This is a genomic window from Ferruginibacter profundus (assembly GCF_054783275.1).
Map to the genome: position 1 here is coordinate 1,950,309 of NZ_BAAGQW010000002.1, position 15,449 is coordinate 1,965,757.

The window sequence follows — 15,449 nt, forward strand, 5'->3', positions numbered from 1 at the left end:
AAAATTATTGTTGTGTTACAGGTTTATTTGACTGCAGCAAAAAGCTTTGCCTGAATGCTTCCAGTATTATTTTACTATCCTCCTTTTCAAGCGCAATTGCCTGTGCTGTTGTTCCCAGTTGTTTTCTTAAATCTGTATTGCTGTATAAATCTTTGATAGCATTAATCAACGCCCCCTTACTCCTTTCGCTTACAACATATGCCCACTTATCCTTAACTGCATATTTTGTAACCGCCGTCTGAGGATCTCCATAAACCAATATCGGGGTGCCTGAAATCATGTATTCACTTACCTTGGTAGGAAATGAATACTTTAAGAACTGGATACTTTCAGGTTCAAAATCCTGTGGAAGTAAAAGCAGGTCTACAGCTGCAAACTTAGCTGGCAATGCAGAGTAATCGATGGGCTTTACCCATCGTACATTCTCTTTAACTGCCACCAGTTTATTCAGCATCTCGGTATCTGCTGTTTGAATTTCAAACACAATGTCCGGGTTATCTTTTGCAATATCATTTACAGCAACTGCAATCTCCGCAACTGATGTTCCGATACCCAAACCAATGCGACCGGCATAAAGTATGGTGAATTTATTTTTTACACTATAATCTTTAGCTGCAGCAGGTTTCCAGTAACCGATATCAATAGGATTGTGAAATGGAATGAACTCTTTTTGATACCGTAGTTTATACTCGTCGCTCATCGCTTCGCAAATGCTCATAAGGATAGCTGACTTGTTTAATAGCTTTCTGAATTCCTTGTCAATTACACGCTGCCAATAATTATAGAATATACCTGGTTTATTAATGGTAAGCGGCCAGTCGTCCATGATATGTATGGCCACAGTTTTTTTTGTTTTCGCCTCCAGGTCATCAACAAAACGTATCAACTCCAGTGATGCTAATTGGGTATATATAACATCAGGCTCATATTCACTTATCCACTGCTCAAACTCAGGGGTTATTTTTAATTTATAAAAAAGATTGTATAAGCCAAAAAAATGCAATAATGCAAATAGCACTTTATAAATAACCTGGTAGTTACCGCTTTTTATTTTTTCGGGCGCACCTGTTGTATTCCCGTCTTTCACAATAGGAATAATGCCACAATTAATTTTAGGCAGAATAATATTTAAAGGAAAAGGATGTAATTTATTATTGTATCCTAACTGGTAATAGATTTCACAAACTGAATCATCAAGGCCTTTAGCCAGGTTGTCGTTAGAAGCCACAGCCAACCTGTCTTTAGGCCAGCCTTTAAACAAATTGGATATCGTTACACCGCCTCCGCTTCGCTTATTAAATGATTGCCCTATGATTAATATTTTAGGATACTTCATTTCTAAATTTCCTTTTGGCAGTGAGCGGCTTTATATCGCTTAAATATTTTTTTATATCCTCATCTGACATATTCCTTATTTTTTTAGAATAACAAATACCCACGCAAAGCCAAACCCATATATAAAACAATCCAAACCCTGTAACAATTGTGGGATAGGTATATACCATACATAACAGTATATATAAAGCCCCTGCCTTGGTGAGTATATTAGACGATCGGAAAAAACCAAAGAATATAGCCGGTAAAAAAATCAGGCAAAATAAAATAATATGCACCAGCCCCCCTTTAAGTATAATCTGAAGGTAACCTGTTTCTATAATATCCCTCTTCATCGAAAGGTCGTTAGGATCGAGAATAACAGGACAATAATATTTACCATTGATGCCCTTACCAAACAACCACTCATTTTGAGTAAGGTCTTCTTTCATATATTTTTCCATGATACTCCTGGTATCTTCATCACCACGGGCCATCAGGTAATCGAACGTACTTGGCAATTTAATGTTAGAAACAAAAATACTGCCGACAAATATAAAAATCACAGAAAGCGTAATGACCAATACAGTTCTTTTAGTGTGTACCAGGTAAATCATACCTGCGCCTGCCATTGAGGTAAGGCATAAAAACATAGCGCCACGCCTGGCCCTGTATATCAAAAAGTAAAGGCCGATAAACATTACTGCAAAAGCCAGTTTCTTTATTTTTTTGGGATGGTATAAAAAAGTCAGCAGGATAAAGCCTGCAGGAAATGCCAGTACTCCAAAAAAATTTTCAATATAAGATAAGGCTGTTAAACTTTTCCAGTTAGAGTCGTGCACAATATTAAAATATACAATGATGTACACAAAGAATAAAACACCAAAAATGACGGTCGTTTTAAATGCCTTTTTATACACTGCAATACTCCTTGGAAATAACATTACCAGCGGAGCCAGGTATCCCATCATACCCATTCCCGGGTCAAAAACTACTCTTTTAGCGATATCATAAGTATAGTTAGGATCTCTTATAATAACTGTAGTGGAATAAATAATGAAAATAATAAAAACCACTTCCAGGTACTTATTATCAAACCTGAATTTTATAAGGTTGATCCAGGAAAAAATTATCATAGCCAGCGCTATTGCCTGAAGCCCCTGGCATGCAGCACCATTTAAAACCGGGTTATTAGTGATAGCCGTTAGGTAACTGAGACTATTAAGAATAAAAGCAGAAAAAAAAATATTTACACTTGATTGCTGTTTTTTAGACAAGGTAAATTCATTGCTCACATTTCTGCTGCTTTTCCGTTGCCTGTAAAGTGTGGCCCTGCTGATGTTTACCGGTATGCTCAAAATATTTTTTATCTGCCGGTACCAACTCGCTTTTTTGTAAGCAATAGTACCCTTACTTTTTTAGTTAGTGTTATTGTTTTTTATATAATCAAACAGGTCGCTGTGTTTTTTCATAATTACTGCGGGTTCAAACTCGGGCAGCATATACCCGGCTACTTTATTCTGCAAGCAATATTTTACGCCTTCAGCAATATCCGCAGCATCTTTATACTGGGCCAGGTAGCCGTTTTCCTTATGCCTGATCATATCCGGTATACCACCCACGTTAAAACCCACTACCGGCGTACCGCAGCATAAACTTTCCTGCACCGTGGTGGGCTGATTATCTGCCATTGAAGGAACGATAAATACATCGGCGGCATTGTACACCAGCATGGTGGAATACTCATCAGCCAGGTACCCCATAAATTTTATTTTAAAAGGAATCTTATCTGCTATTTCCTTGCTGTAACCACTTCCAAATATTACTACTGATATATTTTTATAGGCTTCCTCCTGCTTTAAAATTTCCAATGCTTTTTGTAAATAAGGCCATCCTTTATAAGGGTTGCTTACCGATACAGCACCAAACGCAATCACAGTTTCAGTAGTGTCAATATTTAATATTTGCTTTGCAGTTACTTTATTAAAAGGCTTGAACAAAGTATTATCAAGCGCATTGGGAATATAGAATACCGGTTTATTTTTAGTAAGCAAAGCTTCTTTAGCACAATTGTACAGCCATTTGCTTGGCGACACAAAATACAGGTTGCTATTGTTAGCATACAGCTTCATTTTCTTTTTAAATTCCTTTGCAGATAAATCCTGTTCTTTAGCCTCCATAAACATCTGGCAACTGTGACAGCCCGTTTTATACTTATCGCAGGTAAAACTGTAATGGCATCCGCCCGAAATATTCCACATATCATGCATTACAAAAATAACCGGCTTACCTAATGCCAGGATTTTTGCAAAAGATCTGAAATTTAAAAAACCATTCAGTACCCAGTGAATATAGATCACATCTGCATCTTTAATTTCCGGCAAATTGGTAACATCACTGCCTAATAACGGATAAGAAAAAAGGCCAAATTCCTTTTTCATATTCTTCAAAAAAAACTTTCGTATTTTTTGATCAATCTTAGCAGTCAAACGTGCCGATTTACCGGAATAAATTACGTTGGGTATACTGGCAGAGCTAAGCTCAAGTGATATGATCTTTGATGACACACTGTTTTTTGCAAATGCGTTTTGCAGCCTTAATGCAGAACGTGCTGCAGACTCCATTGAATATTGTATTTGTACAACTTTTGTCATCGTTATTTCCGTGTAGCTTTATTTACCTAACATTAAATAGATAAAATCTCTCCAGAAGCTGGTGTTCTTTAAATTAACATAATGCCTTGCCCAAATAGCAGGGTTTTTAGTTTTAGTATATTTTAAACTGTGCATATCATCAATCTGTATAAAAATTTCTTCCTGCTTAAAATATTGCTGAGGATTAAAATAATTATTTAACACTGCAAAGGACGTTTGCTCTGTGCGGTGGTCAGGCTGTAAAGCCAGGTAATGGCACAATTCATTCCACTGCGGAAAGTCTGCAAATTTTCCACCGGCATAAATCAAACCGGCATTTAATGGCGCATGGTTAAGGATATGTTGTTGGTTTATGGCATTAAGTAATGGTTCGCTGTAATGATAACCAACATCCTGGCACATTTTTACAACCGACCTGTTGTGCAGGTCTTCCAATAGCGGCGAAGAGAACCATAAAATATCGGTATCAGAATAAAGTATCGTATACTTTTCGGCACAATAGCAGATACCAACAAATTTTTTACCCCATATATCTTTTGCAGCGTAGTCGTTCAGGTCAGTTTTGCCTTTGTCCTTAAAATACGCCCCGCAAAACTCCCAGGTAAAAATATCTAACTGCTGTGGCCATGCAATCAGTTTTTTCTGAATTACTTCTGCCGGCGTGCCATCCGTAATAATTATGATCTCGGGTACAGTATCCCAGCTTTTATATACCGAAACCATTGAGGCATTTAAATATTCAATGCCGGTTTTACCACAAAAGAAAACTAATTTAAAAGGAGATACAGGCCTGCTGTCTTTTTTTATTTTACAAAAGCGGGAAAGATTTAATTTACATACCAACGCATAAAATTTGATATACAAACTGTTCTTTAAATTTTTAAACGCCATACCTGAATCAATTATTTTTTTATTTTTTTAACCACCATCACCCAAGCTGCATTTACCAATGATACTTCATCAATCTTAAATTTAAATGCCAGCCAGGCATAAGAAGCAACGCCCAGCATTAACTCAACCCCAAGCTTTAAAAATAGTGGTATGCTGATGCCCGACAGGTGTAAGGCATAATCTGTTGCCAGTACAACGCCACTCATTATAGCGGTAATAAGCAGGTAAGGTTTAAGCCATTTAATTTCATCAAACCATTTTACCTCCAGTCTTTTTGATGCTATTACCAGGTAAGTAAGGTACTGGCCTGCACGGCTGATTAACGATGCAAACACTACATATAGTATATCAAACTTAATCACGGCAAATATCAGGGCCATTTCAACAATTGACGTAGCTACAAAAATCTTAAGCAACAATTTTGCTTTACCCTGCGATAATAATAGTTCCCGCTGCACAGTAATAAAAGGTTCAAATAATTTTACCACACAAAACAGCTGTAAAAATATAATTGACCCTCTCCACTTTTCTGTAAACAGAAAGATGGTTATATCTTCTGCTTTTACCAGTAGTAAGATCAGTAAAGGAAAACTTACAAAAGCAATGATCTTATCTGTTTTTTTTACGGCCTCTCTCAGCCTTGCCGGTTCATCCTGCAATTTTGCAAAAAGCGGCAACGACATTTTTAATACCACACTCTGAATGATGTTCACTATCAATTCAGGAAATTTATTTCCCCTGTTAAATAAGCCCAGTTGGGCTTTGGTATAAAACTTTCCTACAATAAAATTATTAAACTGCTGATTCAGGAAGAAGAAGATACTACTGGCTAAAATATTCATCCCGTAAGGGATCATTGATTTTACAGAAGCAAATGAAAATTTCAACTGCGGGTACCAGGTAGCCTGTATCCAGAAAAACAATACATTGGTTACCTGGAAAGATAATCCTGAAAACACAAGTGCCCAAACCCCAAAACCATTGTAGGCCAGAATCAGCCCGGTAGCGGCACTTACAATTGAACTGGCAATCTTAGCGTAGGATATTTTTTTCAGCTGCAGCTCTTTTATTAAAAGCGCCTGCTGGGTTTGGCCGAATGCGGTAATAAGTATACCTGTAGAAACAACCTGCAGTATTAATGTTAGCTTAGGCTCGTTAAAAAATGCTGCAATAAATGGCGCCAACCCTATGAATATAACTGTAATGAATAGCCCAAGAAATATATTGATGTAAAAGATCGTGGTGATCTGTATATCTGCCAGGTCTTTTTTCTGTACCAGGGTTTTTTCAAAACCTGCATCTGTAATAGCAGCCGATATAGCTGTAAAAATACCGGTCAGCGCTATTAAACCATAATCGCCGGGGCCTAATATCCTTGCCAGTATTACCCCAACAATAAATTGAACAATTTGTGTAGCAAAGGTTTCAATTAAGGACCAGATAGAACCAGATAAGGCTTTTGATTTTAAATTCTCGGTATCAGTGGGTTGCAATTGTAATTATATTTTACTTTTAATAAAAGTTATGCCGTCAATAATCACAGACTGCAGAATATTTATTTAAGTTTTTTATTGGCAATAACTTTTTGCAGGTCGCCTGCCACCATTTCTTTTACTAATCCTGCCAAATCATACTTAGGTTTCCAACCCAGTTTTGTTTTTGCTTTGGTAGGGTCGCCAATCAGCAACTCCACTTCTGTAGGACGGAAATACGCAGGGTCAATAGCAACAACCACTTTACCTATCGGTAACTGGTACTCCGGATTATTACATGCAGCCACGGTTCCTTTTTCTTCCACATCTTCTCCTGTAAAATTCAATTCAATGCCTACTTCGGCAAATGCAAGTTTAATAAAATCCCTTACACTGGTGGTAATACCAGTGGCAATTACAAAATCTTCCGGCTTTTCCTGTTGTAAGATCATCCACATGGCTTCTACATAATCTTTGGCATGCCCCCAGTCTCTTTGCGCATTAAGGTTACCTAAATACAAAGTGTTTTGTAAGCCATGTGCTATAGCGGCAACCGCCATTGTAATTTTCCTGGTTACAAAGGTTTCGCCGCGTAGCGGGCTTTCGTGGTTAAACAAAATGCCATTGCAGGCAAACATGCCATATGCTTCACGATAGTTTACCACTATCCAGTAAGCATACATTTTTGCAACAGCATAAGGACTTCTTGGATAAAACGGGGTTGTTTCTTTTTGTGGTACTTCCTGTACTAATCCGTACAGTTCAGAGGTAGAAGCCTGGTAAATACGGGTTGTTTTTTCCATACCCAGAATACGCAATGCCTCCATTAAGCGTAAGGTACCAATACCATCTGCATTGGCAGTATATTCAGGCGTATCAAAACTTACTTTAACATGGCTCATTGCCGCAAGATTGTATATCTCGTCAGGTTTTGTTTCCTGAATAATGCGGATGAGGTTAGTACTATCTGTCATATCACCATAGTGCATGATAAACTTTTGCTTGTTGTTGTGTCTGTCTTCGTAAAGATGATCAATACGATCGGTATTTATTAAAGACGAGCGTCTTTTTATACCATGTACTATATACCCTTTTTCTAATAGTAGTTCGGCAAGGTAAGCGCCGTCTTGTCCGGTTACACCAGTAATTAATGCAGTCTTCATTTCTTATTTTATTTGGAATATGCCTTTTATCAGGCTAACGAAGGTAATTGTTGTTTCGTTAAAAAATCCTGGTAAGCTATTTTTAATCCTTGTTTCAGTAATGTTGTATGATGCCATCCTAATGAATGTAATTTAGATACATCCAGTAATTTTCGTGGTGTACCATCCGGCCTTGTGGTATCAAAAACAAGATCGCCTTCATAACCCGTAGCCTCTTTTACCAATGCCGCTAATTCTTTAATACTGATGTCTTCGCCACAGCCAATGTTTACGATCTCTTTTTCGTTATAGTTATTCATCAGGAATAAGCAGGCATCTGCCAGGTCATCTGCAAATAAAAATTCCCGTTTAGGTGTTCCCGTTCCCCAGATAGCCACTTCTTTAAGGCCCGATGTTTTTGCTTCGTGAAACCTGCGGATCAATGCCGGAAGCACATGTGAATTTTCAGGATGGTAATTATCGTTTATGCCATACAGGTTGGTAGGCATTACACTGATATAATTGGCGCCGTACTGATCCCGGTAACTTTCACATAATTTAATGCCCGCAATTTTTGCAATGGCATAAGGTTCGTTGGTATACTCCAGTGAACCTGTTAAAAGATATTCTTCTTTAATAGGCTGTGGTGCCATTTTAGGATAAATGCACGAACTGCCCAGGAAAAGCAATTTGCTTACATTATTATTATAAGCAGCATGCACAATATTGGAAACTATTGAAAGGTTATCGTACAAAAAATCTGCCCTGTATGTATTATTGGCCATAATGCCCCCAACTTTGGCGGCAGCAAGAAAAACAAACTTTGGCTTTTCTTCTGCAAAAAAAGCCGATACCTCTGCCTGGTTACGCAAATCCAGCTCCCCGGAAGTTCTATATACCAGGTTAGTGAAACCTTTTTGCTTCAACACCCGCATTAAAGCCGACCCTACCAGGCCCCTGTGCCCGGCAATATAAATTTTGTCTCCTGAATTCATCATGACTGTGCGAATGTATAGTTTTGTAACATTGAGCGTTCTTTGCCAAAAATGCTGTCTTCTTTCAGCCTGGCAATCATCGCATACCCTAACGAAGGAAGGTTGATCTTTATTGTTTTATTCTTCACAGCAAGGATATTTCCTTCCATCTCGTACGAGGAGCGGTAAATATTCCTTTCAATAACATTACTGTTTACAGCAAGTTTCTCCAGGTCAATATTCTGGTAGTCGCTTGTAAACTCCCTGATTGCGTTAATTTCTGTTTCGTTTATCACAGCAGGCTTACCCAGCCAGTGTAATAAATTAATTACGCCATCAGTTTGCATCAGTAATGCTGCCTGCTGTTCTGTAGTAAATACAAAAACATAAGATTTAAATAAGGGCCTGTACATTGGCTTATTCCTCCACGATTTTTGTGCTTCCACACTAACCAGGGGAATAAAATGCTCAACTTTCTTTTTTGCCAACAATGTAGCAACCTTTTTTTCGGATTGCGGTCTGGTGTAAAGGACGTACCAATTTTTCTGCATAACCATTTTTTTAAAATTAGAAATGTGCAGTTAATCGGATAATGGAGAGGATGGTTGGTCAGATATTTGGAACAGTTAGTTATTTACAGATAGTGGAGCAATCGTTAGTCTATTCATTCATTCAGGCAGGGCTTCGCCAATCTCAGTCACAGCTTAAAATGAATTGAGTTAGTTTGTTTTTTCATACTTATTGGATAATTATATTTATTAGTTGTATCAGGATGCTTTTTTTGTTTTACTGCCTCTTTCTTTATTGCCATACACATAATCATACCCGTAACCATAACTGCTTTTAAACATACCTTTTGTTTTAACACCGTTAAAAACAATGGCAGGATTATTTATCGGATTGATCTGGTTATTTTCATCAATGCGTTTTACCAGCATTTTGGGTGTGTAATTATGCCTGATCACATATAAAGTAGCATCACAAAGTTCAGATAAAATATAAGCGTCGGTTACCAATACAATAGGCGATGTGTCGATGATAACCATATCAAAGTGGCTCTCCAGGTAATCAATCAACGATTTTATTTTACCCGCTGCCAAAAGCTCCGAAGGATTTTCGGGTAAGCTGCCGGCAGATATAAAATAAAGATTTTCGTGTTGCTCAATCTTATTAATGATCTCCGGTGCTGTTTTTTCGCCGGTTAAAAATTCAGTGGCGCCGTCTTCAAAATTCACATCTAATATTTTCGACTGTGTTGGATTGTTTAAATCCAGGTCTACTAACACTACTTTTTTTCCTGTAAGCGATAAACTTACTGCCAGGTTTGCTGCAACAAAGCTTTTGCCTTCGCCGGATATGCTTGATGTAAGCAATATCTTTTTATGTGAACTATCAATACCTAAGAAAGATAAAGATATCCTTAATTTTCTGAACTCCTCTGCCACAAAACTCCTGGTACCCTTTTCAATAACGATGGGCTGGGTGGTTTTTTCGTAAGCTATTTCCCCGATGATCGGGATGGTGGTCATTTTTTCAATTTCGTTCCTGTATTTGATCTTGCCGGTTAAAAAATCTTTACCGATAATGATACCAACAAACGCCCCGATTGCACCTAAAAAAGCAGCCATATAGATCATCTTAGAATTCGGGCTTACCGGATTCTGGCCTGCAAATGCTTTATCTACCACCCTGCTGTTAGATAATGTAGAGGCAAAAGAGAGCTCACTTTCCTGCTTTTTTTGCAGTAATGATTGGTACATGGCACTCTTATTATTATGCTCCCTGCTTATTACCAATAACTCACGTTCTTTTTTTGGCACTGCCCTCAGCATTGAATTGTATTGACTACTGGCGCCATAAACACTTTGTATAGATGCATTAAGATTGGCTTTCTGGTTCTTAATATTATCTAAGATACTCGGCTTTAATTTATCGATCTCTTCCCGTAAGGCCAGCATTTTAGGGTTATTTACACCAACTGTCTTACTTAGCTTATCATACTCCGATTCAGAATTGCTCAACTTGGTTACCAATGTAGTAAGCGTAGGGTCATTAATACCTAATGAAGATGGAACAAGTGCACCGGTACCTTCTGTTGTTTTATTGGTTACATATTTTTCCATCTGGTTAAGTACTGCCGATTGTGTACTTAATTCTCCTAATTTCTGTTCAGCACCTGCAACACCATTCAAATATACCGTTCCCTGCTCGCTTACGTTAACCGCATCGCTGCCAGACTTAAATTGTTGTATTTTCCTTTCTATCGAATCCAGGTCCTTACCCAGGTCTGCCAGGCTCTCATTAATAAAGGCCAATGTATTTCTTGCCAATACATTTTTATCTTCAATTGATCTTTTTTCGTAAAGATCGATCAGGTTGTTTAATACATTTACTGCTCTTTGTGGTATAGGGTCTTTGTAGCTTAAGTTTACAAGCGCCGAATTAGTGGTAACCACAAGGCCTTTTAATATACCTACTGCTACTGCGCTTGGATTTATCAAAGCAAAAGATAATTGTTTGCTCGATTCTACCGAAGGCTGATACCAGTGATTGGGCGAAAACCTGAGCATGCCATAAGGTGTACTTACAAACTGATTCAGGGGATACCGGTCTTTTCCATTTAATAAAACGGTTTGAGACGTTTTATCATAAACAAAATCCACATGCTGCACTTCCATCATGGAATCGGTATTGCTTGCCTCAACAACTATCGGAGACAACATATAAGCATCGCCGGATTTGATCTTCCCTTTTTGTGATAAAGGAGCATACAATAACAATTTTTTCACCACTCCTTCCATCAATGCCCTTGATTGAATAACCTGTATCTCATTTTCAATATTCTTGCTGGATGCTATCAGGTTCAGTTCATCTGTTATTTTAGAATCGGCACTACCTCTTCTGTCATCTTTAATAATGATAGTGGCAGATGCCGCATACATAGGCGTTGCAAAATGCAGGTATATGTAAGCCGCAGTTAATGATAACAGAACAAAAAGCAACAACAGGGGCCAGTAAGGCAAATAGTGTGATGCTACCTTTTCAATTATATTAGAGTCCTTCTCTTCAATCTCAACATATTTTTGATCTTCTTTCCGCATTTAAGGTTCTTGTTATTCTTTTTTTACTTTATTATTTTATCGAAAACTAAAAACAGAATTGAAATACTGCTGAAAATTAATGGGATGGCTTGCTGGCCTCTTCCGTTAACCGCTACTTTAGTTTTATTAGGCTCCACGTATATCAGGTCGTTAGGCTTTAAATAATAATATTCAGAGTTTAAAAAATCACTTGAATTCAGGTTAATACGCCTTGTTTTTCTTACCCCATCTTCTTCTCTCACCAATAAAACGTTATCTCTCTTGCCATAGATGGTCATATCTCCTGCAAGGCCTAATGCTTTAACCAAAGTAATTTGCTCACTGGGCACATTTATTACTGTTGGGTGGCTAACCTCGCCAAGTACTGTTACTTCAAAATTCAGGTACCGTATTTCCACCTGCGGGTCTACAAGCACCTGCTTATCTAAAATGATCTTTGTTATCTTATCTTTAAGTTCCTTTTTTGTTAACCCTTCAGCTTTAATACTGCCCAACATAGGTATTTCTATATTTCCCTCCTTGCTAACCAGGTACCCTTTAGGCTCAGATTTATTGTAATCAGCAGAAGCATCCTTGCTACGGCTGGTAATGGCTATCTCTAAAAGATCATTTTTTTGAAACGGGGCGTCGATTGTTCCAAGCGCTTGTCTGTAGGTAGTATCCTTAGCATTTTGAAAATATGCTATTTTATTGGGCGTGGTACAGGATGCACAAAACATTAAACAAATAACAGAAGCGAACAACAGAAATCTAGTTCCCATATTGCGTGATTTTAGAGTTAATACTTACAAATATTGACCTGGGGGGACGTGGCTTTAGCACGAAATATTGAACGATAGTGGTTTTGGCACGGATGGCGAATCTCAATTAAGGTAAGCTGATAGACTACTAGGTGGTCTGTTTCAGGTTGTAAATGTACTACAAAAAAAATAATATCAAAATAAAATTATTGTTACCGGCATATTTTTTATTTCACATTAAGCAAAAATTTAATTCGAAAGTTTTTACATCAGGGTAATGGTGTACTCTTATCCGTTGCGGTGGATTATAATTAAACCGGCCGGCAGAGATGTACAACAGGTAATACACTACAATTCAATACAGTAAAGACTTTTGGCTATTGTTTTATTATTTGTACAGGGTGCGCTTTAGCTCGTTGATAATATTGATACGTTCTTCGTATTCCTTTCCATCTTCAAGGTACCAGGCTTTCCTTTCTTTTATAATTTTTGCAGGGGAACCACCCACCAACAAATTATTTCCTTCAATACTTTTGTTTACAAAAGAGTTGGCGCTGATAGTAACACTATCCCCGGTATCTACATTGCCGGCTATAATTACCCCTGTGGAAATATAAGTATTATCGCCTAAGTTAACCCGCTGTTTTACATTAATACAGGTAGAAGTATGCAACACACAATTGGCACCCACCTTTGCCAGTTTATTAATAACTATTGTACCATAGTGAGGGATAGTTAAGCCAGGCCCAAACACATTGGGCGGAATGCTAAAGCCCAGCTTAAGGCTGATTTTATAAAGCCTGTATTTATAGTAGTTGGCTTTTAATTTACCCAATATGCCCGAACTGCAGTTAAGATGATATTCTGTTGTTCTTAAAAGAACCAGGAACTTTCCAATATGGTCGGGGTTAAAAATACCCTTCAAACGGGTAGCCAGGGTTTTAACCGGCCGCCCCGAAATAATTCTGTCCGCTTCTTTATAAAAAAAGTAATCTGTTTTGTTTTGTATCATACAATCAATGCAGCTGTTTTAAACAGTTAGTTCGTTATTTATAAAACTCCTGTTATCAAATATACTATTATTACATTATGGCTTATACTCATTCACTAAAAAACTTAAACGCTGCTTTACCTTTAATTGTATTTTTAGTTCACAATTTATTTTATGAAGCTATTTTCCTTTACACTGCTTTTTCTTTGCTATACAACATTGTTCGCTCAAACCATTATTCAGAGAGATCCGGAGATTGAACAAATGGTAAAACAGGTATCCCCCGATTCGCTGCAAGCCACTATTAAAACCCTGGTTTCTTTTGGCACCCGAAACACTTTAAGCAATCAGGGTAATCCGGCAAGGGGTATTGGTGCTGCCAGGAATTGGGTATTACATAAATTTCAGGAGGCCGCTAAACAATCAGCTGGAAGGCTAACCTGTTTTATTGACACCACTACCCTGCCACCGGATGGTAAAAGAGTAGACAGGAAAATAATATTGGGTAATGTGGTAGCAGTACTTAAAGGCACCGACCCTGAGGATAAGCGGATTTTTTTAATCAGTGGCCACCTGGATAATATGCGTAGCAGCCCTACCGATAGTATTGGTGATGCGCCGGGCGCAAACGATGATGGCAGCGGAACGGCTGCAGTTATTGAATGTGCAAGGGTAATGAGCAGGTATGCTTTTCCGGCCACTATAATTTTTGTAGCTGTAAGTGGCGAAGAACAAGGATTACTGGGCGCCGGTTTTATGAGCGAAAAAGCAAAACGGGAAAACTGGAATATTGAAGCGGTTTTAAATAATGATATCATGGGCAGCAATAATAGTAATGAAACAAATATTATCGACAACACCAGGATAAGGGTATTCAGTGAAGGTCTTCCTGCATTTGAAACAGAAAAAAATGCTGTAAACATAAGAACACTTGGGTTGGAGAATGATGGCAAATCACGCCAGCTGGCCCGTTATGTAAAAGAAATTGGGGAAAGATATGTAGACAACCTGCAGGTGGTGATGATCTATCGCAATGATCGCTTTTTACGCGGAGGCGATCACACCCCTTACGTACAACGTGGCTTTGCCGCAGTAAGAATTACTGAAATGAACGAAAACTATACCCGGCAACACCAGAATATAAGAACAGAAAATAACATTGCCTACGGCGACCTGGAAGAGCATATTGATTATGAGTACCTGAGAAAAAACACCGCCATGAACCTGGCCAACCTGGCCAATCTTGCCAAAGCGCCATCAATGCCCGACTCTGTAAAAATGGATGTGAAAAGGTTGGGCAACTCTACCTATCTTTTTTGGAACAAGCCACAGGTTGGCAAAGTAAAAGGCTACTATATTTTAATAAGGGAAACCACCAGTGCAGTATGGCAAAAGAAAATATTTACCACAGAAACAACCATAAAATTACCCTACAGCAAAGACAATTATTTTTTTGCGGTACAAACTGTAAATGAAAGTGGCAACGAGAGTTTACCGGTAGTGCCGGCAGTATCTAACCGGTAAATCTTATAAAAAAAATAAGACCCCCGCATTACGGAGGTCTTAATAGCCCAAAACCCTAACAAACTATTTTTTAGTTTTATTTTCTACAGTAACATCACCATTACTGCTGCATTTAAATCTTACAACCTGCTTATTGTTTTCGGCAGTAATGTAATAACTGGTTTGCCCGTCAAATGTTAATTCTGTTGCGGTTTTTGCAAGTGTATAGTCACTATACTTACTTGCAAGAGACAAAGAAACATTCAGTGGCAACTGTGCGCTGGTAATTACACGGGAAGTACCTACCAGTTCGCCATTTTCGTTGTAAGCAGCTGATACTGCTTTTGAGTTCAATTCAAAATAGGCAAAATAAAAACTCTCACTTTTTTCCCAGTTAACATTTACTGCACCGGTAAAATTTTTTTCAAATGCTGCTTTTACCTGTTGAGATACTTTTTCGGGACCTGATGTGGCAAAAGAGCTAGTTGCCAGCAGCAATGCTGCAGCAGCAAAAATTGTTCTTAACTTTTTCATAACTATACTTTTTTTTGGTTTAAATAACTGCCTTCATGGCTGGCAGTGGTTAATGATAAAACAAAAGTAATCAGGCTTTGCTCTTTATTAAAGTACTTCTTTACCAGTAACGTTAAACAATGTTAAACCCTGT

The 15,449-nt window shown here is 38.0% G+C and carries 13 protein-coding genes; 1 reads left to right on the forward strand and 12 read right to left on the reverse strand.

Going from position 1 to position 15,449, the window contains the following annotated elements; translation table 11 throughout:
* Positions 1-4 precede the first annotated feature (4 nt).
* The 11 genes from ACYVM0_RS18425 to ACYVM0_RS18475 all read right to left on the reverse strand — a co-directional run bounded on the left by ACYVM0_RS18425 (position 5) and on the right by ACYVM0_RS18475 (position 13,300).
* On the reverse strand, positions 5-1,336 hold the full coding sequence (locus ACYVM0_RS18425) for a glycosyltransferase family protein (protein WP_460559388.1): 1,332 nt from the start codon (positions 1,334-1,336) through the stop codon (positions 5-7).
* The gene (locus ACYVM0_RS18430) at positions 1,323-2,672 is read right to left on the reverse strand and encodes a hypothetical protein (RefSeq protein WP_460559390.1); all 1,350 of its coding nucleotides are present in this window, start codon (positions 2,670-2,672) and stop codon (positions 1,323-1,325) included. Before ACYVM0_RS18430 ends, ACYVM0_RS18425 begins: the two co-directional genes overlap by 14 nt.
* Before the next feature lie 60 nt (positions 2,673-2,732).
* Positions 2,733-3,938 carry a glycosyltransferase gene (locus ACYVM0_RS18435; RefSeq protein WP_460559392.1) on the reverse strand — a complete coding sequence of 402 codons (1,206 nt, stop codon included), beginning with the start codon at positions 3,936-3,938 and terminating at the stop codon, positions 2,733-2,735.
* Between the two features lie 48 nt (positions 3,939-3,986).
* A complete protein-coding gene (locus tag ACYVM0_RS18440) occupies positions 3,987-4,859 on the reverse strand; it encodes a hypothetical protein (protein WP_460559394.1) in 873 nt (290 codons plus the stop codon).
* A gap of 11 nt (positions 4,860-4,870) precedes the next feature.
* Positions 4,871-6,352, reverse strand: a complete 1,482-nt coding sequence (locus ACYVM0_RS18445; RefSeq protein ID WP_460559396.1) for a lipopolysaccharide biosynthesis protein — start codon at positions 6,350-6,352, stop codon at positions 4,871-4,873.
* Between the two features lie 62 nt (positions 6,353-6,414).
* Complete coding sequence (gene gmd / locus ACYVM0_RS18450) at positions 6,415-7,494, reverse strand: GDP-mannose 4,6-dehydratase (protein WP_460559398.1); 1,080 nt, start codon at positions 7,492-7,494, stop codon at positions 6,415-6,417.
* A 29-nt stretch (positions 7,495-7,523) separates the two neighbouring features.
* Positions 7,524-8,471, reverse strand: a complete 948-nt coding sequence (gene fcl / locus ACYVM0_RS18455) for a GDP-L-fucose synthase family protein (RefSeq protein ID WP_460559400.1) — start codon at positions 8,469-8,471, stop codon at positions 7,524-7,526.
* Complete coding sequence (locus ACYVM0_RS18460; protein WP_460559402.1) at positions 8,468-8,998, reverse strand: transcription termination/antitermination NusG family protein; 531 nt, start codon at positions 8,996-8,998, stop codon at positions 8,468-8,470. Before ACYVM0_RS18460 ends, fcl begins: the two co-directional genes overlap by 4 nt.
* A 216-nt stretch (positions 8,999-9,214) precedes the next feature.
* Positions 9,215-11,548, reverse strand: coding sequence for a GumC family protein (locus tag ACYVM0_RS18465; protein WP_460559404.1), 2,334 nt, complete (start codon positions 11,546-11,548; stop codon positions 9,215-9,217).
* A gap of 23 nt (positions 11,549-11,571) precedes the next feature.
* Entirely contained in the window at positions 11,572-12,309 is a 738-nt protein-coding gene (locus tag ACYVM0_RS18470; RefSeq protein WP_460559406.1) for a polysaccharide biosynthesis/export family protein, read from the reverse strand.
* Positions 12,310-12,676: 367 nt separating this feature from the next.
* Positions 12,677-13,300: an LbetaH domain-containing protein gene (locus ACYVM0_RS18475; protein WP_460559408.1), complete on the reverse strand. Its 624-nt coding sequence runs from the start codon at positions 13,298-13,300 to the stop codon at positions 12,677-12,679.
* Positions 13,301-13,453: 153 nt separating this feature from the next.
* Between ACYVM0_RS18475 and ACYVM0_RS18480 the strand changes: the two genes are divergently transcribed.
* Positions 13,454-14,803: a M20/M25/M40 family metallo-hydrolase gene (locus ACYVM0_RS18480; RefSeq protein ID WP_460559410.1), complete on the forward strand. Its 1,350-nt coding sequence runs from the start codon at positions 13,454-13,456 to the stop codon at positions 14,801-14,803.
* Positions 14,804-14,866: 63 nt separating this feature from the next.
* On the opposite strand, the gene ACYVM0_RS18485 is transcribed toward ACYVM0_RS18480, so the two are convergent.
* On the reverse strand, positions 14,867-15,316 hold the full coding sequence (locus ACYVM0_RS18485; RefSeq protein ID WP_460559412.1) for a hypothetical protein: 450 nt from the start codon (positions 15,314-15,316) through the stop codon (positions 14,867-14,869).
* Positions 15,317-15,449 lie beyond the last annotated feature (133 nt).